18 protein-coding genes and 1 tRNA gene are annotated in these 20,301 nt (G+C 70.0%); 8 read left to right on the top strand and 11 right to left on the bottom strand.

Annotated features, from left to right (window positions below; genetic code table 11):
• The 3 genes from ATM97_RS08805 to ATM97_RS08815 all read left to right on the top strand — a co-directional run bounded on the left by ATM97_RS08805 (position 1) and on the right by ATM97_RS08815 (position 4,898).
• Positions 1–1,860, top strand: coding sequence for a serine/threonine-protein kinase (locus ATM97_RS08805; RefSeq protein WP_218717466.1), 1,860 nt, complete (start codon positions 1–3; stop codon positions 1,858–1,860).
• Positions 1,857–3,785, top strand: coding sequence for a DUF3558 family protein (locus ATM97_RS08810; protein ID WP_218717467.1), 1,929 nt, complete (start codon positions 1,857–1,859; stop codon positions 3,783–3,785). The genes ATM97_RS08805 and ATM97_RS08810 overlap by 4 nt, the downstream gene beginning before the upstream one ends.
• Before the next feature lie 66 nt (positions 3,786–3,851).
• The gene (locus tag ATM97_RS08815) at positions 3,852–4,898 is read left to right on the top strand and encodes a Gfo/Idh/MocA family oxidoreductase (protein WP_218717468.1); all 1,047 of its coding nucleotides are present in this window, start codon (positions 3,852–3,854) and stop codon (positions 4,896–4,898) included.
• 35 nt (positions 4,899–4,933) lie between these two features.
• Here ATM97_RS08815 and ATM97_RS08820 read toward each other — a convergent pair whose 3' ends face one another.
• The 4 genes from ATM97_RS08820 to ATM97_RS08835 all read right to left on the bottom strand — a co-directional run bounded on the left by ATM97_RS08820 (position 4,934) and on the right by ATM97_RS08835 (position 8,416).
• Positions 4,934–5,236 (bottom strand): helix-turn-helix transcriptional regulator, encoded by a 303-nt coding sequence (locus ATM97_RS08820; protein WP_218717493.1) that lies wholly within the window; start codon positions 5,234–5,236, stop codon positions 4,934–4,936.
• A gap of 36 nt (positions 5,237–5,272) precedes the next feature.
• Positions 5,273–5,644 carry a hypothetical protein gene (locus ATM97_RS08825; protein ID WP_218717469.1) on the bottom strand — a complete coding sequence of 124 codons (372 nt, stop codon included), beginning with the start codon at positions 5,642–5,644 and terminating at the stop codon, positions 5,273–5,275.
• A gap of 191 nt (positions 5,645–5,835) precedes the next feature.
• Positions 5,836–7,371: a Rieske 2Fe-2S domain-containing protein gene (locus ATM97_RS08830; protein WP_218717470.1), complete on the bottom strand. Its 1,536-nt coding sequence runs from the start codon at positions 7,369–7,371 to the stop codon at positions 5,836–5,838.
• Between the two features lie 115 nt (positions 7,372–7,486).
• Positions 7,487–8,416, bottom strand: coding sequence for a hypothetical protein (locus ATM97_RS08835; RefSeq protein ID WP_255587426.1), 930 nt, complete (start codon positions 8,414–8,416; stop codon positions 7,487–7,489).
• A gap of 41 nt (positions 8,417–8,457) precedes the next feature.
• Between ATM97_RS08835 and ATM97_RS08840 the strand changes: the two genes are divergently transcribed.
• Positions 8,458–9,219: a 1-acyl-sn-glycerol-3-phosphate acyltransferase gene (locus ATM97_RS08840; RefSeq protein WP_218717471.1), complete on the top strand. Its 762-nt coding sequence runs from the start codon at positions 8,458–8,460 to the stop codon at positions 9,217–9,219.
• 130 nt (positions 9,220–9,349) lie between these two features.
• Here ATM97_RS08840 and ATM97_RS08845 read toward each other — a convergent pair whose 3' ends face one another.
• On the bottom strand, positions 9,350–9,772 hold the full coding sequence (locus ATM97_RS08845) for a hypothetical protein (RefSeq protein ID WP_218717472.1): 423 nt from the start codon (positions 9,770–9,772) through the stop codon (positions 9,350–9,352).
• Between the two features lie 20 nt (positions 9,773–9,792).
• On the opposite strand from ATM97_RS08845, the gene ATM97_RS08850 reads away from it, so the two are divergent.
• Complete coding sequence (locus tag ATM97_RS08850) at positions 9,793–10,134, top strand: hypothetical protein (RefSeq protein WP_218717473.1); 342 nt, start codon at positions 9,793–9,795, stop codon at positions 10,132–10,134.
• 119 nt (positions 10,135–10,253) lie between these two features.
• Positions 10,254–10,329 (top strand) — tRNA-Gly (locus ATM97_RS08855).
• A gap of 45 nt (positions 10,330–10,374) precedes the next feature.
• Here the strand turns inward: ATM97_RS08855 and ATM97_RS08860 are convergent.
• Both ATM97_RS08860 and ATM97_RS08865 read right to left on the bottom strand, forming a co-directional pair.
• Positions 10,375–11,805, bottom strand: a complete 1,431-nt coding sequence (locus tag ATM97_RS08860) for a lipase maturation factor family protein (RefSeq protein WP_218717474.1) — start codon at positions 11,803–11,805, stop codon at positions 10,375–10,377.
• A 73-nt stretch (positions 11,806–11,878) separates the two neighbouring features.
• Positions 11,879–12,538, bottom strand: a complete 660-nt coding sequence (locus tag ATM97_RS08865) for a histone deacetylase (protein WP_218717475.1) — start codon at positions 12,536–12,538, stop codon at positions 11,879–11,881.
• A gap of 104 nt (positions 12,539–12,642) precedes the next feature.
• Here ATM97_RS08865 and ATM97_RS08870 point away from each other — a divergent pair, with 104 nt between their 5' ends.
• Both ATM97_RS08870 and ATM97_RS08875 read left to right on the top strand, forming a co-directional pair.
• Positions 12,643–13,266: a DUF6636 domain-containing protein gene (locus ATM97_RS08870; protein WP_255587427.1), complete on the top strand. Its 624-nt coding sequence runs from the start codon at positions 12,643–12,645 to the stop codon at positions 13,264–13,266.
• A gap of 90 nt (positions 13,267–13,356) precedes the next feature.
• On the top strand, positions 13,357–15,261 hold the full coding sequence (locus ATM97_RS08875; protein ID WP_218717476.1) for an alkyl/aryl-sulfatase: 1,905 nt from the start codon (positions 13,357–13,359) through the stop codon (positions 15,259–15,261).
• A gap of 58 nt (positions 15,262–15,319) precedes the next feature.
• Here the strand turns inward: ATM97_RS08875 and ATM97_RS08880 are convergent, their stop codons facing one another.
• The 4 genes from ATM97_RS08880 to ATM97_RS08895 are packed head-to-tail and all read right to left on the bottom strand — an operon-like array spanning position 15,320 to position 20,258.
• The gene (locus ATM97_RS08880) at positions 15,320–17,575 is read right to left on the bottom strand and encodes a cation-translocating P-type ATPase (protein ID WP_218717477.1); all 2,256 of its coding nucleotides are present in this window, start codon (positions 17,573–17,575) and stop codon (positions 15,320–15,322) included.
• A gap of 58 nt (positions 17,576–17,633) precedes the next feature.
• Positions 17,634–18,563: a hypothetical protein gene (locus ATM97_RS08885; protein ID WP_218717478.1), complete on the bottom strand. Its 930-nt coding sequence runs from the start codon at positions 18,561–18,563 to the stop codon at positions 17,634–17,636.
• A gap of 20 nt (positions 18,564–18,583) precedes the next feature.
• The gene (locus ATM97_RS08890; RefSeq protein WP_218717496.1) at positions 18,584–18,787 is read right to left on the bottom strand and encodes a heavy-metal-associated domain-containing protein; all 204 of its coding nucleotides are present in this window, start codon (positions 18,785–18,787) and stop codon (positions 18,584–18,586) included.
• Between the two features lie 55 nt (positions 18,788–18,842).
• The gene (locus tag ATM97_RS08895) at positions 18,843–20,258 is read right to left on the bottom strand and encodes an MFS transporter (protein ID WP_218717479.1); all 1,416 of its coding nucleotides are present in this window, start codon (positions 20,256–20,258) and stop codon (positions 18,843–18,845) included.
• Between the last annotated feature and the right edge of the window lie 43 nt (positions 20,259–20,301).

Below are 20,301 nucleotides of genomic sequence, written 5' to 3' on the forward strand. Positions count from 1 at the left end.
ATGAAACCGCTGGGTCCACACGATCCGGGCCAACTGGGCCGCAACCGTCTGCTGGCGGTGATCGGCAACGGCGGGATGGGCCAGGTGCTGCTGGGACAGAGTCCCGACGGCCGACTGGTCGCCGTGAAGCGGATCCACCGGCAGTTCACCGGCAGCCCCGAGTTCCGGGCCAGATTCCGCCGGGAGGTGCTCGCCTCCCAGCAGGTCACCGGCGCCTACACGGCCGGCGTCGTCGACCACGACGCCGAGTCCGAAACACCCTGGTTGGCATCGGAATACATTGCGGGTCCGTCCCTGCAGGAGATGGTCGGCGAGTACGGCCGCCTGACGGTGAGCGGGCTGAAATTGCTGGCGACGGGCCTGGCGATGGCGCTGCTCGAGATCCACCGCACCGGCCTGGTGCACCGTGACCTCAAGCCGAGCAACATCCTGCTGACCAACGACGGCCCACGGGTGATCGACTTCGGCATCGCCAGGGCGCTGGAGGACGACGTCACGCTCACCGCGACCGGCGCGGTGCTCGGCTCGCCCGCCTACATGTCGCCGGAGCAAGCCGAGTGTCGCACGCTCACCGCGGCGTCGGACGTGTTCGCGCTCGGTGCCGTGCTGGCGATGGCGGCCACCGGCGTCGGCCCGTTCGACGCCGCGTCGACGCCGCAGGTGCTCTACAACGTGCTCTACGGCTCGCCGGACACCACCAGCATCCCGCAGCCGATCCGCGCGCTGGTCGACGCGTGTCTGGCGAAGGACCCGGCGCAGCGCCCCACGCCGGAGCAGGTGCTCGACGCGGCGAGCCGGATCGAGGCCGAGCCCGTCTGGCCGGTCCGGATTCGCCGACGGATCGCGGAATACCAGGCAGAGGCGGTGAGCTGGGCCGACGGCACGGCCAGGGTCGCGCCGGAGCCCGCCGAGCGGCCGAAGCGAGCATGGTCGCGCATCGTCGTGGCCGCCGGGGTGATCTCGGCGCTGGTACTGAGCGCTACCGCCCTCTGGGGCATCGGTGTGGAGGGCAACGCGGTGGCGATGGACGACCCGCCGCTCGCGCTGACCGTCGACGAGAGCCGCGGGCTCGATCTCTGCGCGCTGGTGATGCCGTCGGTGCTCGGTGAACTCGGCACGGCGACAGGTGAAGTCGCGCCGAACGGGGTGCACTCGTGCAGCATCTCCTATCGAGATCAGTCCGGGCGCAAGGTGCAATTCACGCTCGAGAACGGCACCCCGGTCGAACAGGTCAAGGGCGGCAGGACCGCGATGGGCAGCACCATCAACTGGATGCCGGTGCTTGGCCGGAACAAGGAAGCCCGCAATTGCGACCGCTCGGTCGTGGCGCAGAGCGGGTTGCCGATGGCGCTGACATTGAGCGCGCAGACCTTCGAGGGCGGCGACACCTGTCCGGCGGTCGAGCGCGGACTCGGCGCGGTGGTGCGCCGGCTGGCGGTCAACCCACCGCTGCGCGCGCTGCCCGCGGACTCGGTGCTGCGGCTGGATCCCTGCGCGCTGCTGGATTCTCCCGCCCTCAGCTCGGTGACCGGTGATCCGGCCCGCAGCCGTACCGTGCACGGCTGCGTGGCCGATGGGCGGGAAGGGTATGTCGCGCTCGACCTCGACGATCGCCTGCGACCGGATCACGTGGTCGGTGGCAAGGTCCGGCCCACCAGGACGATCGAGGGGCGCACGGTGAACGTTCGCACGGAGAACGTCAATTTCTGCGAGCTGGCCTTCATGACCAGGCCGAGCCGGGACGATCAGGCGGAGCAGGTGCGCATCATGTACTCCGCGTACAAGCCGCAAGCGTTGAGCCCGTGCGACGCCGCGGCCACCCTGTTCGCACCCGTACTCACGAAGTTGCCCACCTCATGACGATTCACCCCCGCGGTCCCGGCGAACCGGACACCATCGGCCGCTACCGCGTCATCGGCGCGCTCGATGCGGAAGTGGGTTTCCGCTCGCTGCTCGCGGCCGGTCCCGACGATTCCCTCGTCGTCGTGCGGCAGGCCGAGGCCGAACTGCTCGACGAGCCCGAGTTCCGGATCAGGCTGCGGCACAGCGCGGTCGCCGCGATGCGGGTCTCGGGTGCCGCCAACACGACGGTGATCGATGTCGACGCCGATGCCGACAAGCCGTGGCTCGCTTCGGTGTTCGTGCCGGGGGTGCGGCTCGACCGCGCGGTCGCCGAACACGGCCCGCTGCCGGTGCCCGCCGTCCGCGCGCTCGCCGCGGCCCTGGCCTCGGCATTGCGGACCGTGCACGCCGCAGGCCTCGTGCATCAGCGGCTCCGGGCCGACTCGGTGTTGCTCGCACGCGACAGCGGTCGGCTCGGCGAGATCGGCATCACGCCGGTCGCCGGACCGCCGACGACCGGCAGCGTGACCGCTCTCGGCACCCCGGACTACCTCGCGCCCGAGCAGGCTCTCGGGTTGGCGATCACCCCGGCCGCCGACATGTTCGCCCTCGGCTCGGTGCTCGCCTTCGCGGCCTCCGGCCGCGCGCCGTTCACCGCGCCGTCGGTGCCCTACATCCTGTTCAACATCGCGCAGCGCGAGCCCGACCTGAGCGGGGTGCCCGAACCGCTGTACGAACTGATCGCCGCGTGCCTGCGCAAGGATCCGGCGGCCCGGCCGACGCCGGGCCAGATGCTGGAGTACCTCGGTGGTCCGCCCTCGGCGCCCGCGCCGTGGCCCGCGCCGGTGCTCGACGACATCGGCCGCCAACAGGACCAGGTGTCCGCCCTGCTCGCCGCGTTGCCGCCGGTCGTCGCGCCGGTGGCCCCACCGGCGCGGCCGTTGCCCGAAGTCCTCGCCGGTTTCGGGCAGCGCGCGCTCGACACCGGCAGGCGGGTGTCGCGATCCGGCCTGCACCGCTGGCGCGCGGCCACCCCGGAGATCCGGCGCGCGCTGGCCGGCGGGCTGGCGGCGCTGCTGCTCGTCGTCGGCGGTCTCACCTATTGGGCCACCAGACCGGCGAGCGAACCGCCGCCGGTGACCGGGTTGACCCTCGCCCAGCTGCGGCAGACCGATGCGTGCGCCTGGCTCGGCGAGGCCATCGGCGACGCGGTCCCGGTCGCGCCCGCCCCGCTCGCCGCCGACACCTGGAAGCTGGACCAGTCGCCGTCCTGGGGGTGCTTCGCCACCTCCAACCGGACCTCGCTGAGTCTGGAGCTGGGCACCGAGGATATGTACCTGACGCCGAATCAGAACGTCGTCGACGGTGTGCCGATCATCGACGGCAGTGCGGCCGCCTGCACCAGGGCCATCGCGAGTCCGGGTGCGGAGGGTCCGGCGGGCATCGTCATCACCCTCTCACCGCCGAGCGGGGTCAAGGGGTGCGACGGCATCGACTACATCGCGGCGAATATCGCCCGGTCGCTGTCGTCCGCGCCGCGTGTGGAGCATCAGGAGTCGTCCCTGGCGCTGGTCGAGCCGTGCACCCTGCTCGATCGTGACCTCGTCGCCGCCAAGATCGGCAGACTGCCGCCTGCGCCGACGATCGCGGACGCGCACACCTGTCAGTGGAACGGCAGCGTGCAGCTCAGCGTGAAGCTCGTCAGCAAGAGCAGGTACACCTCCGGCACCGAGCTGGTGACGATCTCCGTCGACGGGTTCCGGCTCTACGTCGACCAGCCCACCAGCACGAAGGCCATGTGCACCAGGGCCTACCTCGTACCCCAGTCCGAGACGGAGACGGTCGAGGTGTCGGTGCACGGCGCCGAGGGCATGCGCGAGGACTACTGCGCGATCGCCGGTGAGATCCTGCGCTCGGCCGCGGAGAAACTGGCGAACCGCTGAGATCCCCGTCCCCCGTCGGCCCCGGGGCATACTCGATCCCGGGGACCCACCACGAAAGGGACAGCGATGGACCAGCTCGGGGTAGCGGTAGTCGGGTACGGCCTGGCCGGGTCGGTGTTCCACGCGCCGCTGATCGCCGCCGATCCACGGTTGCGGGTGGCGGCGGTGGTGACCTCGTCCGAGGAGCGGGCGGCGAAGGCGCGGGCCGAGCATCCCGGTGTGCGAGTGGTACCGAACGCCGACGAGCTGTTCACCGATCCGGCGGGAATCGACCTGGCGGTGATCGCCACGCCCAACAGCAGTCACGCGCCCTTGGCGTTGCGGGCCCTGGCCGCGGGTCTGCCCGTGGTGGTCGACAAGCCGTTCGCGGTGACCTCCAGCGACGCCGACGCGGTGGTGACCGCTGCCGAGGACGCCGGACTCGCGCTGAGCGTGTTCCAGAATCGCCGCTGGGACAACGACTTCCTGACGGTGCGCGCGCTGCTGGACGCGGGGGAGTTCGGCGAGGTGCGGCGATTCGAGTCCCGGTTCGAACGGTGGCGTCCGGTCACCAAGGGCGGCTGGCGTGAGCTGGGCACCGCGGCCGACGGCGCGGGCATCCTGTTCGATCTCGGCAGTCACCTGGTCGACCAGGCCCTGACCCTGTTCGGCCCGGTCACCGAGGTCTATGCCGAACTCGACCGCCGCCGCCCCGGCGTCCAGGCCGACGACGACGCCTTCATCGCCCTCACCCACGCCTGCGGCACCCGCTCCCAGCTGTGGATGAGCGCCGTCGCACCACAATTGGGCCCCCGGCTGCGCGTGCTCGGCTCCACCAGCGGCTACACCGTCCACGGTCTGGATCCGCAGGAGGACGACCTGCGCGCGGGCCGCCGACCCGATGACGGCGAACCGGGTTGGGGCACAGTCCCGCCGGACCGCTGGGGTACCTTCGGCGCGGGCGACGACCTGCGGGCCGTTCCCACCGTGCCCGGTGACTACCCCGCCTTCTACGCCGGCATGGCCGCCGCCCTCCTCGACGATGCCCCGGTCCCGGTCGACCCCCGCGACGCCGTGCACACCTTGCGCATCCTGGAGTACGCCGCCCACGTGGCGGGCCGGGACGAGCCCTGACCGGGCGCGATCCGAGCCCGGTCAGGGAACCGCGATCAGTGGACCGCGGGCCCGAGCGCTTCGACCTGCACCGCGACCACGCCGGTCAGAATGCCGCGCGCGACCGCGAGCAGCTCGGCGACCTCCGGTGAGGTGAGTGCGTAGGTGACCGACTGCCCGTCTCGGCGCGAGGTCACCAATCCGGCCCGCCGCAGCACCGACAGCTGCTGGGACAGGGTCGCCGCCTCGACGCCGACCTCGGGCAGGATCTCCGCGACCACATGTGGCCGCGCGCTCAACAGTTCGAGCACGCGAATCCGCACGGGATGCCCGAGGGTTTTGAAGAAGTCGGCCTTCATCTGATACAGCGGCCGCTGTGTCCCCGGCACGAACGGCTAGATCTCGAGCTCGGCGTCGATGTCGGCGAGGCGACGGCGAGCGAGCGCGAGATTGCCGCGGGCGCGGTCCATGGCGAGGTAGAGGAACAGGCCCTTGGCCCGGCGCGCCTTGGAGGGCCGGATCAGGTGGTACTGCCCGCTGAGGGTGATGAGCACGTCCTCGATTCCGTCGTCGATGCCGAGCTGCTCCATGGTGCGGACCTTGGCGCGCAGCACCTCGGTGTTGCCCGCGGCGGCGACCTGTAGATCCAGGGTCTTGGATCCGCCGAGCGCGCCGAGGGTCATGCCGCTGGTGTAGTCGACGATGCAGGCGCCGAGCGCCCCGTCGAGCAGCATCATTTCCTTGAGTGCGATATCCATGTCCGCCAAGGGATTTCCTTCCGAATCGGAGCGGTTGACCGTCGATGGTGACGCTAGGTCAGTGGCGGGAGTTCCGTCGGCCGAATCGACCCGGAATTGTCCGAAGATTGGCAGTTTGCAAGTTATGCAAACAGTGGACAGGCGGGTGGACAGACGAAACGGGCGGGACGAAAGCCGTCCCGCCCGTTCGGAATCCGGAGTCAGAGCTTGCGCGAGCGCAGCTCGTGGCCCTTGGAGGTCTTGCAGCGGCCCGATTCCAGGTCCCACTGCCAGCCGTGCAGGTTGCAGGTCAGGTTGTTGCCTTCCACCACACCGAATTTGGAGAGGTCGGCCTTGAGGTGGGGGCAGCGGCGCTGGACTTCCCAGCCGTCGAGTTCGGTGACGGCGGAGTCGTCGTGGGCCTCGGCGAACCAGCCGTCGGCGTAGGCGATGCGCTCGTCGGTGAGGCACTTGAAGAAGGTGTAGAGGAACTCGTTGTAGCCGCCGATGCGCCACGCTTGGAAGCGGGTGGACAGGAAGATCGTGTTGACCCAGTCCGGCTCGTTGTCGCGCAGCACGGTGCGGACCAGCTCGGGAGCGATCCGGAAGCCGTAGCGGTAGCGGCCCTCGCCCTCGATCGGCGCGCGGACGGTGCGGTGCGGGAAGTCCAGCACCACGGTCTCGTCGCCGATGACCAGGCCGACCGGGTACCCGATGCCGTCGCTGATCAGCGCCGACTGCTTCATGATCGGCTCGAACAGCTCGCGCAGCGGCTCGAGCAGCGAGCCCTCGCCGGTCTCCCAGGATGCCTTCTCGGCGGCCAGCACGGGTGCGAACCGCTCGGCCATCTCCGCGATGTAGGCGGCCTTGTCGCCGTAGATCCGGTCCGGATCGAAGGGGTGCGCGAGGTCGAGCTCCTTGCCGCGCACGTCGGCGACCGAGCCCGGGATCATCAGGATGCCACCGGCGTTGCCGTGGATCTCCATCTGCTCGAGGAACACGATCTGGTCGGGGAAGATGTTGCCTTCCTCGCCGCGGTCGTCGTTGAGGTAGCGCAGTTCGTCGTCGAGGAACACCGGCGGGCCCGCCGAGGGCACCACCCAGGTCGCGCCGACCTGCTCGATGTAGGAGCGGGCGCGGTCCATGCCGCGCTGCCGCTTCTGCTTGCCGAAGTTGGCCTTGGTGCGGGCCGGGATGTCGTAGACGGCCGGGTACCAGATGGCGCCGGAGTACTGGAGCAGGTGGATGTCGATGTCGCCGAACGCCTCGTGGATGACGTCCATGTCCACCGGGCGCGCGTCGTTCATGTTGAAGCAGGTGGTCTCACCGTCGGAGATGAGAATGCCGGAGTCGCCGATCGGGCCGTCGGCGGGCGCCCGCAGCGCCACGATCATGATGTCGAGCGAGCCCTTGGGGCCGGTGACGGTGTGCTTGACCGAGTCCTCGGTCTCGAAGAACTTGGTGAAGCCCAGCGCCTCGAGCTCGCGGCGCAGATCCGGCACCGGGTAGTCCGGCAGCAGGATCGTGGCGTCCTTGTTGACGTACTTGCGCAGATGCGCGGCGTCGAAGTGGTCGCGATGCAGGTGCGAGACATACAGGTAGTCGACATCGCCGAGCGACTCCCAATCGAGCTGGGAGTTGTCCGGGAACGGGAACCACGAGGCGAAATACGCGGGATTGACCCAGGGGTCGCACAGGATCGTCCCGGCCGTGGTTCGGATGTGGAAGCCTGCGTGTCCGACGCTGGTGATCTGCACGAGCTGTTTCCTCCTACCAGTATCTGATTCGCCGGATCGGGGGCCCTGCGTGGTCACGCAAGCTGCCGCCTCCGGACCCTGGCTGCTCCGGCGGACCAGCCAACCAGGGTAGTGGCTAAACCGTGACGTCACCGATGCAGTAGCCCTCGGCGGTCGGTACCACGGTGAAAGTCCGCACCCGCGTGCCCCCCGGCGAGGTGGTCACCGGGACATGAACTGCCAGGTAGTCGCCGCGAACCTGGTCGGATCGTAGCTCGTCACCGGTGAAGGAGGTGACATTGCCTACTTTGCCCGAGTCGCCGGCCAGTGGGGGTGCTGTGGGGTTGCCAGTGCCCTGGGGATCCCAGGTGGTTAGGCTTGCCTTGCAGGTCAGCGGATGGGTGTCTTCGATGTCGGCCGGATCGAGCGGTTTGCCGGTGGCGCGCGCGAGGTAGCGGCGGACGGTGTGGCGGGCATCGGCTTCGTCGTAACCGGGCTCGACGCCTGCCGCGAACACCCGGCCACAGGCGTAACCGGTGGCGACGGCATCGCGCTCCACGGTGACGGTGGTGGTGCGGTTTCGCCAGGTGACGGTGTCGGCGGTCGCGGTGCCGGGCTGGCCGAGCGCGGCGAGGATCGACTGCGGGTCGGCGTACATGTCGGCGACCGTGCGCGGCGGGATGGTCCAGCACGTGGCCTGCAGTTCGGCGACCGTGCTCGTCTGCAGGTCGGCGGCCCAGCGGCGGACCGCGGTCACCGCGTCGGCGTCGCCGGGCACCGCGCCGACCTGCGGCGCGTCGGCGGGCAGCGGGGTGGTGGCCTTCGTCGGCGCCGGTTCGCCGGGGGCGATCGCCTGGGTGGCGGTGGACGTGGTCGGAGGTGCCGTCGCGGTCGTGGTGCCCGCCGGTGCCGGATCGTCACCGGGGATGCCGGAGACCGAATCGCACCCGGCGATCAGCGCCGCGGTGACGGTGAGTCCCGCGGCCAGCGCGACGGCGCGGTGCGGGCGGGGACGGGGCAGAGCAGGCGGGGTCGGCTGCGCGCGTTCCACTACGACGTTCCTCATTCCTGGGCCGTGGCACGATCTGCGACTACGCTAGCTGAATTGTGGAACCCGTCTACCGGTCGATCATCGGCCTGGCCCGAACCGTCTTCTTCCTCGAAGGTCTGAAGTTCACCGTGAAAGGCGCGGAGAACATCCCCGCGTCCGGTGGTGCCGTGGTGGCGATCAACCACACCGGCTACATGGACTTCACCTACGCGGGACTGCCCGCGCGCACACCTGGTCGCTACATCAGGTTCATGGCCAAACAGGAGGTGTTCGACAACAGCATCTCCGGCCCGATCATGCGCGCCCTCAAACACATCCCCGTGGACCGCACCGCGGGCGCCGACTCCTACAAGTCGGCGGTGAAGTACCTGCGAGCAGGCGAGCTGGTCGGCGTCTACCCCGAGGCCACCATCAGCCGCAGCTTCGAGATCAAGGAATTCAAGTCCGGCGCGGCCCGGATGGCACTCGAGGCCGACGTCCCGATCATCCCGATCGTCATCTGGGGCGCCCAGCGCGTCTGGACCAAGGGCTTCCCCAAGCGCCTCGGCCGCACCAACACCCCCATCTCGATCGCGGTCGGCGCCCCGATCAAGCCGTACGAACCGGCCACCGAGCTGACCGCCCAGCTCCGGAGCACGATGCAGGGGCTGCTGGCCGAATTGCAGGAATCCTACGAGCACGAGCCCGGCGCCTACTGGGTCCCGCGTCGCCTCGGCGGCAGCGCCCCGACCCTGGAAGAGGCCACCGCACTCGACGACGCCGAGGCCGCGGAGCGCCTCGCCCGCAAGGCCGCCCAGCGGGAGCAGCCGGAAGCCTGATCCCGACCGACTCGCTCCCGGCGCCGCGCCCTCAGCGCGGTATCCGGCAGCGAGTCGGCGCGGGCAGCCTGCCGCGCGGGTGGGTCGCCGATCATCGCCGCGCCTTCGCGCGGCCGTGCCGAGTCCCGGATCAGTTCATGGTCAGCACCCAGGATCCGTTGCAGCCCTTACGGTCGTTCAGGTCGCCGTCGTAGACCCAGTGGAACACGATCGGCGGGTTGGTCCGCACGCTCCAGCGTCCGGACGGCGAGGTCACCACCCGGTTGTTGCGGGTCAGCACGCCCACGTCGTCGTGGGCGAAGATCCATTTGCCCTGGCTGGTCGGGTAATTCAGCCGTACCGTCACCCGCCCGCCGGTGTGGTTCTGCACCACCAGGCACGAGCCCGGGTTGTTCCGGTCGATCGCGTACTCGCCGAACTCGCCCTCCTCGACGTTCTCGCCGCTGTCGGTGAACTCCACCGCGTCGGTGAAGTCCGCGTGCGCCGGGCCCGCGCCCATGATCGTCACGGTAATCGCGGCGATGCCCGCCGCGACCGGTCCCAGAGTCTTCATCCCGTTCCTCCCTAGTGCCGGTGGCGACCACCGGACTGGGAAAGAGCTTTCCCGGCAAGGGATTCCGGAACCTTGGCGAGCGCTTAACGGCGGGTGCGCCGCCGTGCGGCGGTGCCTGTCGTCGGTGCCTCGGCCCGGGTCGAGGACACCGGTATGGCCTGGCGGCCATCCCCGAGGGATCGGGTGCGGGCGGGCGAAACCCGTGGAAGCATACGTGCGCGATCGCGCCGCCGACCTATCTGGCCTGGTCGTTGCCGGTCTGGACCGCCGGCTGCGCGCTGATCTTCGAACCGGCGCCCTGGGTGCTTGCCTGGGCCGCGTCGGTCCTGCTGCTGATCGGCATCCGCCGCGCCCCACGCTGACCTCACCGCTCCCGCCCGTCGGCCGTGCGCACGGATTTCGTTTTTCGCGGCCGACGCGCTAGAGTTCCTTCTCGCACGACGAAGCCCCCGGCGATCCCGGAACGGGCCTCGCACGGCGTGCGGATGTAGCGCAGCTGGTAGCGCATCACCTTGCCAAGGTGAGGGTCGCGAGTTCGAATCTCGTCATCCGCTCCACGAAAAGCCCGGTCGACACTCTGTCGCACCGGGCTTTCCGCGTTCTCAGCGCCGCGTGATCCGCTCGTAGGTCACCGGCGGCAGGTAGTCGCCGATCAGGCTGCGCCGCCACCAGATCCGCTGCCGGAACAGTTCTTCGGGCGAGCTGAAGTGGTACTCGTAGAGCCGGGCGCGCAGGTAGTGCGGTGGGGCGTCCGGGAAGGGGCAGTGCCGCAGCAGGCGCAGGGTGTCGGGGTCGTTGCGGAGCAGGCGCAGGGCCAGCGGCAGCGCCCACGCCCTGGCGTAGGCGGGCGACAGCGCGGCGAACCACATCAGCCAGTCCAGGCGCAGGTGGTACGGCGCCCACTGGCGGGACAGGCGGCGCGGATCGCCCGGTTTGCCCTTGAACTCGTACTCGCGCCACCGCGTGTCCGGGGTGAGCTCGGTGGCATCGGTGCCCTCGAGCACGATCTCGTGCCGGACCCGGGTGATGCTGCCGAAGGCGCCGTAGGTGTTGACCAGGTGCAACGGGTCGAACGAGGCGTTCATGGCCTGACGCGAGGACAGCAGATTGACGACCGGCTGATAGCTCAGCACGGCGACCAGCCCGACATAGCCGAACACCGCGCCGGTGAACCAGGCAGGTGGCGGCTGCGCCTCGGGCGCGTCGGGCAGCATCGGATAGACCCGCCCGTCGACCACCGTCGTGGCCAGCAGCAGCGTCACCCAGTTCAGCCAGGCGAAATTGCCGGACAGCACCAGCCACAGCTGGGTGACGATGACGATGCCCGCCGCCACGCTCGCCACCGGTTGCGGCGCGAACAACCCGAACGGCACCACCAGCTGCGCGAAGTGATTGGCCGCGACCTCCACCCGGTGCAGTGGTCGCGGCAGCTGGTGGAAGAACCAGCTCAGCGGACCGGGCATCGGCTGGGTCTCGTGGTGGTAGTACAGGCAGGTCAGGTCGCGCCAGCACCGGTCCCCGCGCATCTTGATCAGCCCGGCGCCGAACTCCACCCGGAACAGCAGCCAGCGCGCGGCGAACAGGACGAGCAGCGGCGGCGCGACGGTGTCGTTGCCCAGGAAGATCGCCAGAAAACCGGCCTCGAGCAGCAGTGCTTCCCAGCCGAAGGCGTACCAGGCCTGCCCGACATTGACGATCGACAGATACAGCACCCACAGCACGAACCACAGCGCCATCGACCCCCACAGCGGCACCAGATCGGCGGCCCCCACGGCGACCGCGACCGCCACCGCCACCCCCGACCAGGCCACCGCGGCGTAGGCGCGATCGGAATAGTGCAGCTGGAACAGACTCGGCGCCCGCCGGAACGGGGTCCGCGCCAGGAAACGCGGCACCGGCAGCATCCCGCGTTCGCCGAGCAGCGCCCGGAATTGCAGCGCGGCGCCGAGGAACGCGAGCGCGTAGACGACCGCCAGGCCACGCTGGAAGATCAGCCTGCCCTGCCAGTACTCCGGCGCCGTGAACCAGTCCATGCACCCGCTCCCGGACGGTCATGCTCCCTGGTTCGATTGTCCACCCGCAGACCGTCCGGCGAAACGCCCTCGGTCATTCCGGCAGCTCGAGGCCGGGTCCGCCGGTGACCGCCGCGCGCAGCTCGGGCTCGTGCCACCGCGCGGCGATGCCGGGCAGCGCCGCCAGATAGCCGACGACGTGGTCGGTGTCCCAGCCGTGCGAGGCGCGCAGTCCGGCGGCGATCATGGCCACATAGCGAGCCGATGGTCGTTGCAGGTCAACCGTTTCCGGCCGCCACGGCGCGGTGAAGGTGAGGATCGGCGCGCCGTCGAGGGTCCCGGCGTGCACCACGGTCTCGTACCGGCCGCGCCCCAGCCGGACCGAGCCCGTCGCGAGCACCGACGCGAGGTCGAAGTCGGCGCTCGGTGTCCGGTACATCTCCTGGGCGAGCAGATCGCCGAACTGGCCGACGGTGAGCAGGTACCCGCGCGCCGCGACGCCGATCGGCCAGCCGGTGGCCGGGCGGTCGGCGTAGAAGGCGACGCCGCCGGTCCAGACCGGGCTCTGCCAGGCGAAATACAGGCTCCCCGGCAGGGTCAGCGGCATCGTCGCCGCCGGTGGGGTGCGGTCGCGGAAGCCGGGGTAGGGGTGCGCTGTGCCCGGCGGGGTGCCGCCGTCGCGGTAGTAGGCGAACCGCGCGGCAAGCATGTTGGAGCCGTACGCGGCGTACCAGACGCGCTGAGCTGTGGTCACGGGCTCACCTCGGGTGGGTCACGGTTCCTGAGCGGAGGAAACGAATCCGTTCCTGCCGTCGATTCTTCCTTCGATGGGTCGGGAGGACATCGAGGGGAGAGATCATGAGATCAGCGATCGTGGTGGCAGCGCTGGTGGCGTCGGCGGGGGGACTGGCCGCGTGCGCCGGCGATCAGGGTTCGACCGCGCAGACCACCGTCACCCAGTCTGCCGTCGCCCAGCCGAGCGGCACCGGCGCCCCGGATACCCCACCGGTCATCGTGCCCAGCCCGGCCACCGCCGTCCCGACGGCGGCGCCCACCGGATTGCCCTCGCGCGACGACGCCACCGTCGACGCCCGCGACTACCAGCAGCGCGACAACTTCTACTTCCAATCACCGACCGGCAACATCATGTGCGGCATCCTCGCCGACGCCCCGTTCGGCGTCGGCTGCCAGCTGGCGAAGGCGAATGTCATTCCGCCGCAACTGCCCAACTGCGACGACGCCCCCGACCGCAAGGTCGCCGTGCACACCGTCGGCGGCAAGACGGAGTTCCTGTGCACCAGCCAGGGCATCTTCGTCGGCTCCCCGGTGGACGGCACCAACAAGGGCGGCGGCGCCACCCTGCACTACGGCGACACCCTCGTCGTGCGCGGCGTCGCCTGCACCTCCAGCCGGCAGGGCGTCCGCTGCGACGCGGCGGGCCACGGCTTCACCATCTCCGCCGACAGCCAGACCACCTTCTGACCCCGCGAATCACCCGAGACGGGTGATTCGCGCGCTCCCCGGCTCGCCCAGGCTGGACCTCAGCAGCCGATCCCGAGCCGAGGAGCAGCAATGGGGCAGCACCCGAAGGACCCGAGCGAGGCGACCACCGCGGCCAACCGCGCGGCGACCCAGCTCTACGACATGGACAACCGCGCGGACTACGCCGCCGCGCGGCAGGGCCTGATCGCGGAGTTGCCGGGTCCGGTGTACTCCGACACCGATCCGTCGAAGGTCGTCTTCGATCCGGCGGACTTCGACTACCTCGACGGCGATCCGCCGACCCCGGATTCGGTGAATCCCAGCCTGTGGCGCCAGTCGCAGCTGATCAGCCTCGGTGGGCTCTTCGAAGTCACCAAGGGGGTCTACCAGGTCCGCAACAACGACATCGCGAATCTCACCATCGTCGAGGGCGAGGACGGCCTCATCGTCATCGACTGCATGGCCGGTGTCGAGTCCGCCGAGCAGGCGATGAAGCTGCTGCGCGAGCACGTCACCGACAAACCGGTCGCGGCTGTCGTCTACACCCACACCCACATCGACCACTACGGCGGCGTGAAAGGCGTGATCTCGGCCGAGGACGTGGCCTCGGGCAAGGTGCCGATCATCGCCCCGGGCCATCAGTTCGACAAGTACGCGATCGGCGAGAACGTGGTAGCCGGTAATGCGATGGCCCGGCGCAGTTTCTACGCCTTCGGCTCGATGCTGCCGCCGGGGCCGCGGGGATTCGTCAGCTGCGGTATCGGGATCGCGGCCACCAAAGGCCCGATCGTGTCCTATATCTCGCCGACCGATCTGATCACCGAGACCGGAACCAAACGCGAGATCGCCGGTATCGAGATGGAATTCCTGTACGCGCCCGATACCGAGGCCCCGGAGGAGATGCACATCTGGATTCCCCAGCTGAAGGCGCTCACCTGCGCCGAGAACGCCAATCACTCGCTGCACAACATCCAGACCCTGCGCGGAGCGCGCACGCGCGACGCCCGGAATTTCGCGCGCTATCTCGACGAGACTCTGGAGCGGTGGGGCGACGAGGTAGAGGTGCATTACGGCCCGCACACCTGGCCGGTCTGGGGCAACGACAACGTCACCGGATTCCTCGAATCCCAGCGCGACACCTACAAATTCATTCACGACCAGGCGCTGCGACTGGCCAACAAGGGCTACACCCCGCTGGAGGCCGCCGAGGTGATCGAGCTGCCCGAGCAATTGCGCCGCGACTGGGCCAATCGCGGCTATCACGGCACCCTGCACCACGACGTGCGCGCGGTGTACGCCAAGGAGCTGGGCATGTGGGACGGCGATCCGGTCTCGCTGCACCCGCATCCGCCGGTCGAGGCGGCCCGCCGTTTCGTCGAATTCGCCGGTGCGGACAAGATTCTCGCCGAGGGCGAGCGTGCGATCGCGGCGGCCGACTATCGCTGGGCCGCGGAGATTCTGCACAAACTCGTCTTCGCCCAGCCGGACAATCAGCGCGCCAAGGACTTGCAGGCCGACGCCTATGAGCAGATGGGGTACCAGGCCGAGGGTCCGCAATGGCGCGGGATATTCCTGACCGCCGCGCTGGAATTGCGCGACGGTGTCCAGCCGCCGCCCTATGTGACGGCCAGTGCGGACAGCGTGCTGGCGATGCCCATCGACATCCTCTTCGATTTCGTGTCGGTGCACGTGATCGGCGAGAAGGCCGCCGATGTCGACCTGCGGATCGTCTTCGACTTCACCGATCACGACGCGCGATGGACGATGTGGATCCGCCGCGGCGTGCTCAATGCCCGCCGCGGACGTTTCGGCGACCCTCAGCTCACGGTCTCGGGGGCGAAGCCCGCACTGACCGCGGTACTGCTGAAACCCGGTTCGGCGCAGCAACTCGCCGCCGGCGGCAAGATCACCCTCGACGGCGATGCCACGGTGCTCGATACCCTCGCCGGTGTCCTCGACGAGTTCGATCCGGCGTTCGCCATCGTCACCCCCTGACGAACGAGAAGGGGGCGCCACCCGGAATCCCGGATGACGCCCCCGCGCTCGTCGTCGACTAGTGCGCCGTCGACTTGAATCGCCGCAACCGCAGGCTGTTGCTCACCACGAACACCGAGCTGAACGCCATGGCGGCGCCGGCCAGCATCGGGTTGAGCAGGCCCGCCATGGCCAGCGGGATGGCCGCCACGTTGTAGGCGAAGGCCCAGAACAGGTTGCCCTTGATGGTGGCCAGGGTGCGGCGCGACAGGCGGATCGCGTCGGCGGCGGCGCGCAGGTCGCCCCGGACCAGGGTCAGGTCGCTGGCCTCGATGGCGACATCGGTGCCGGTGCCCATCGACAGGCCCAGATCGGCCTGGGCCAGGGCGGCCGCGTCGTTGACGCCGTCACCGACCATCGCGACGACCTTGCCCTCGGCCTGCAGCCGCTTGACCGTGTCGACCTTGTCCTGCGGCAGCACCTCGGCGATCACCTCGTCGATGCCGACCTCGTCACCGATGGTGCGGGCCGCGCGGGCGTTGTCGCCGGTCAGCAGGATCGGGGTCAGCCCCAGCGCGCGGAACTGCGCGATGGCCTGCGCCGAGGTCGGTTTCACCGCGTCGGCCACGACGAGCACGCCGCGTGCCTTACCGTCCCAGCCGACCGCCACGGCGGTCTTGCCCGCCGACTCCGCCTCCGTCATCGCGGTTTCCAGCGCCTCGGGCAGCGGCTGCGACCAGTCGGCCAGCAGCCGGGCCCGGCCGACGATCACCGCGGAACCGTTCACCACGCCCTGCACGCCGAGGCCCTCGACATTGGCGAAACCCTCCACCGGCAGCAGCGTGCCGAACTCGTCCTGCGCGGCCTTGGCGATCGCCTGGGCGATCGGGTGCTCCGACGAATCTTCCAGCGCGCCCGCCAGTTCCAGTACTCGGCCGCGCTCCTCGCCCTCGGCGGGCAACACGTCGAGCAGGGTCATCTTGCCGGTGGTGACGGTGCCGGTCTTGTCCAGCACGATGGTGTCGACCTTGCGGGTCGATTCCAGTACCTCGGGCCCCTTGATCAGGATGCCGAGCTGGGCGCCGCGCCCGGTGCCGACCATCAGCGCGGTCGGGGTGGCCAGGCCGAGGGCGCACGGGCAGGCGATGATCAGCACCGCGACGCCGGCGGTGAAGGCCGCCGCGATCGCGCCGCCGGTGCCGAGCCAGAAGCCGAGGGTGGCCACGGCCAGCGCGATGACGATCGGAACGAAGATGCCGGAGATCTTGTCGGCCAGGCGCTGGGCCTGGGCCTTGCCGGTCTGCGCGTCCTCGACGAGCTGGGCCATCTGGGCGAGCTGGGTGTCGGCGCCGATCCTGGTGGCGCGCACCAGAAGCCGTCCGCCGACATTGACGGTCGCGCCGGTCACCGCGTCGCCCGCGCCGACCTCGACCGGCACGGATTCGCCGGTCAGCATGGAGGCGTCGACCGCCGAACTGCCCTCGGTCACCACACCGTCGGTGGCGATCTTCTCGCCGGGCCGCACGATGAACTCGTCACCGACGGCCAGCCGCTCCACCGGAATCCGGGTCTCCACGCCGTCGCGCAGGACCGCGACGTCCTTGGCGCCCAGCTCCAGCAGCGCCTTCAGCGCGGCTCCCGCCCGTCGCTTGGAACGGGCCTCGAAGTAGCGCCCGGCCAGGATGAACGTGGTGACCCCCGCCGCGGCCTCCAGGTAGATGCTGCCGGTGCCGTCCATCCGCGCGATGGTGAATTCGAACGGGTGCTTCATCCCCGGCGTGCCCGCGGTACCCCAGAACAGGGCGTACAGCGACCAGCCGAAAGCGGCGAGCGTGCCCATCGACACCAGCGTGTCCATGGTGGCGGTGCCGTGCTCGAGGTTGGTCCAGGCCGCCCGGTGGAAGGGCAGCGCGCCCCACACGACGACCGGCGCGGCCAGCGTCAGCGAGAGCCACTGCCAGTTGGTGAACTGCAACGCGGGGATCATCGCCATCGCGATGACCGGGACGGTGAGCACCAGAGAGACCAGCAGGCGGGTTCGCAGTGAGGCGGTCGGGTCGGGCTCGACGGCCGCGTCGTCGGTGGGCTCGGCCTGCTTCGGCGCGGGCAGCGCCGCGGTGTAGCCGGCCTGCTCGACGGTGGCGATCAGCTCCTCGGGGGAGATGTCGCCGGTGACGTCGACCCTGGCCTTCTCGGTCGCGTAGTTGACCGTCGCGGTGACCCCGTCGAGCTTGTTGAGCTTCTTCTCGATCCGGTTCGCGCAGGAAGCGCAGGTCATGCCACCGATCACCAGTTCTACCTGGCCGGTGCCCGGTGGTTGCGTCACGGTGGTCATGGGGTGCTCCGTTCGTTCCTGGTATCGATTCTTGCTGAGGGTTTGCCGACGGGCTACGTCAGTGCCCGTGGCCGGGTTCGGCCGGTGCGGTCGTCGGCGCCGGATCGCTCGCGCCGGTGGCCTCCGGCTGGGCGACGCGCACCGTGAACTCGGCCGTGCGCACCACGCCCTGGTGCTGGAAGTCGAGGAACAGGCGGTAGTCGCCCGCGCTCGGCGCGTTCACCACGAAGTCGATGCCGGGACCGGCGGGGGTGACTCCGTCGCCGGGGGCACCTTCGGGGTGAACGTGCAGGTAGGCGAGGTCGGCGGCGCGCAGGGCGACCAAGTGGCCGTAGGCGCCGAGGTAGGGCTGTAGGTCGGTGACCGGGGTGCCGTCGCGGCTCACCGACAGCGTCACGTTCGAGGCCGTTCCCGGCGTGACCGTGCCGTCGAGGGTGACGGTGTACTCGCCGACCCGGGCGGTGGTCGCGGGCGCCGGGAGCGCCTGCACGTCGTAGTTGCCCGCCACGCGCAGGTCCGCGCCGAGGGTCAGGTTCGACCCGCCCGCCGGGGTGAAGTCGGCGAACACCCGGTAGTCACCGCCCCGGCTCAGGTTCAGCGGCACCGACCAGGTGCCCGCCGGGTCCAGCACCGGGTGCACGTGCTGGAAGCCCGCCATGTCGCGCCGCACCACGATCAGGTGCAGATCCTTGTCGTGGCTGGTCACGTACTTCGTGACCGGTGCGCCGGTGGCGTCGAGGATGCGGAAGCTCACCGGCGCCTGCGCCGCGGTCGTGGTGCTCGGCTTGTCGATGGCCAGCGTGTAGCCCTGATCGGAGGCGAGGAGGCCGCCGGGCAGGTCGGCCGACGGCGCCGCCGCGGTCGAGTGTTCGCCGTGCCCGGCCGGTTCGGCGGGTTCCGGACCGACCAGGGAGCCGGCGGCCAGAGCGATCCCGAAGACCGCCGCGAGGCCGAGGGTGAAACCGGCGAACTTGCCTGTTGCGTTCATCGGGATGCTCCGTTTCGGGTTCAGTCGGCGAGCTGGAAGCCGGCCGCGGTGACGGCGTCGGCGAGGGCGGTGCGCTCGGGTGCGGTGCCGTCGATCGCCACCGTGCCGGTGGCCAGGTCGACCTCGACGCCCGTGACGCCGGGCAGTGCGCCGACCTTGTCGCGCACCTTGTTGGTGCAGCAGCCGCAGGTCATGCCGGTGACGGTGACGGTGGTGGTGCTCATGGTGGTCTCCTCGTCCGTGATCTCAATCATTACCATACCCCCCTAGGGTACTTTGTCAAACGGTCGCGTCGGCCGTGACCGGGGCAGGGCTGCGCATGACCGCGGCGGTGATGCCCGCACCGGCCAGGGCCAGCAGGCCCGCGCCGAGGAAGGCCGCCGAGTAGCCGTCGGTCAGCGCCGTGGCATCGCCCAGTTCGCCCGCGCCGAACGCGGCGGCGACCGCCGTCATGGCGGCCAGGCCGAGTGCGGAACCCACCTGGTAGCTGACGTTGACGATGCCCGAGGCCAGGCCGCCCTCCTCCGGTCGCGCCGCCGAGATGGCGGTGCCGAGCGAGGGGATGAAGGCCAGTGACATACCGCCGGCGGCCACCAGCGAGGCGGGCAGCACGTCGACCCAGAAGTTGCCGGTCGGTCGCACCAGCGACATGATCCCCAGGCCGAGACCCAGCACGATCAGGCCGGTGACGATCATCGGCTTGGCGCCGAAGCGCTGCATGGCCTTCGGGGCCAGCACCACCATGCCGAGCATGATCAGCGTGGTCATCGGCAGCAGCGCGGCGCCCGACGGGAACGCGCTGTAGCCGAGCACCTGCTGCAGGTACAGGTTCAGGAAGAACCACATCGGCACCCACGCCGCGGCCAGCGCGAACTGGGCGAAGTTGGCGGCGGCCAGATTCGGCGCGCGGAAGATGCTCAGCCGCATCAGCGGTTCGCTGCGGCGCGACTGGATGGCGACGAAACCGGCCAGCAGCGCGGCGGCCAGCGCCAGCACGCCCAGGGTCTCACCGGACGCCCAGCCGACTTCGGGAGCCTGCACGATCGCGTACACGGCAGCCGCCAAACCGGCTGTCACGGTGACGGACCCGGCGATATCGATGGATCCCTTACGCGCCGGGGCGGCGGGCATCAGCAGCGGAACCGCGATCAGCGCGAGCACCGCGATCGGGATGTTGATGTAGAAAACCCAAGGCCAGCTGATGTATTCGGTGATCACGCCACCCAGGAACACGCCCGCGGTGCCACCGGCGGGAGCCGCCGCGCCGTAGACGGCCAGCGCCTTGGTGAGTTCCTGCGGCGAGCCGCCGAACAGCATCATCAGCAGGGTCAGCGCCGAGGGCGCGATCAGCGCCGCGCCCGCGCCCTGGATCGCCCGGCCCGCCAGCTCGATGCCGACGGTGCCCGCGGCGCCGGCGATCACCGAGCCTACGGCCAGCACCAGCCAGCCCGCCCCGAAGATCCGGCGCGCGCCGAGCAGGTCGGAGAGCCGGCCGCCGAGCAGCAGCAGGCCGCCGAAGGCGATCACGTAGGCGTTGAACACCCAGGTCAGATTGCCGGGGGTGAAGCCGAGCTCGGCCTGCATCTTCGGCAGCGCGATCCCGATGATCGAGGTGTCCATGATGACCATGAACTGCGCTGCGGCGATCACCGCCAGCGCCCACCACTTCCGGGTGGATTGCGATTGCGTAGTCACGACTTTCGTCCTTTCGAGCGGAGAGCGTCTCGTGGTCGGTACC

This window comes from Nocardia sp. MH4 (genome assembly GCF_019266065.1).
Classification (GTDB): Bacteria; Actinomycetota; Actinomycetes; order Mycobacteriales; family Mycobacteriaceae; genus Nocardia; species Nocardia canadensis.

Bases quoted from the DNA above. Each gene is read 5' to 3' on its own strand.
- ATM97_RS08805 (WP_218717466.1), top strand. From the start codon at position 1: ATGAAACCGCTGGGTCCACACGATCCGGGCCAACTGGGCCGCAACCGT.
- ATM97_RS08810 (WP_218717467.1), top strand. From the start codon at position 1,857: ATGACGATTCACCCCCGCGGTCCCGGCGAACCGGACACCATCGGCCGC.
- ATM97_RS08815 (WP_218717468.1), top strand. From the start codon at position 3,852: ATGGACCAGCTCGGGGTAGCGGTAGTCGGGTACGGCCTGGCCGGGTCG.
- ATM97_RS08820 (WP_218717493.1), bottom strand. From the start codon at position 5,236: ATGAAGGCCGACTTCTTCAAAACCCTCGGGCATCCCGTGCGGATTCGC.
- ATM97_RS08835 (WP_255587426.1), bottom strand. From the start codon at position 8,416: ATGAGGAACGTCGTAGTGGAACGCGCGCAGCCGACCCCGCCTGCTCTG.
- ATM97_RS08845 (WP_218717472.1), bottom strand. From the start codon at position 9,772: ATGAAGACTCTGGGACCGGTCGCGGCGGGCATCGCCGCGATTACCGTG.
- ATM97_RS08860 (WP_218717474.1), bottom strand. From the start codon at position 11,805: ATGGACTGGTTCACGGCGCCGGAGTACTGGCAGGGCAGGCTGATCTTC.
- ATM97_RS08870 (WP_255587427.1), top strand. From the start codon at position 12,643: ATGAGATCAGCGATCGTGGTGGCAGCGCTGGTGGCGTCGGCGGGGGGA.
- ATM97_RS08875 (WP_218717476.1), top strand. From the start codon at position 13,357: ATGGGGCAGCACCCGAAGGACCCGAGCGAGGCGACCACCGCGGCCAAC.
- ATM97_RS08880 (WP_218717477.1), bottom strand. From the start codon at position 17,575: ATGACCACCGTGACGCAACCACCGGGCACCGGCCAGGTAGAACTGGTG.
- ATM97_RS08885 (WP_218717478.1), bottom strand. From the start codon at position 18,563: ATGAACGCAACAGGCAAGTTCGCCGGTTTCACCCTCGGCCTCGCGGCG.
- ATM97_RS08890 (WP_218717496.1), bottom strand. From the start codon at position 18,787: ATGAGCACCACCACCGTCACCGTCACCGGCATGACCTGCGGCTGCTGC.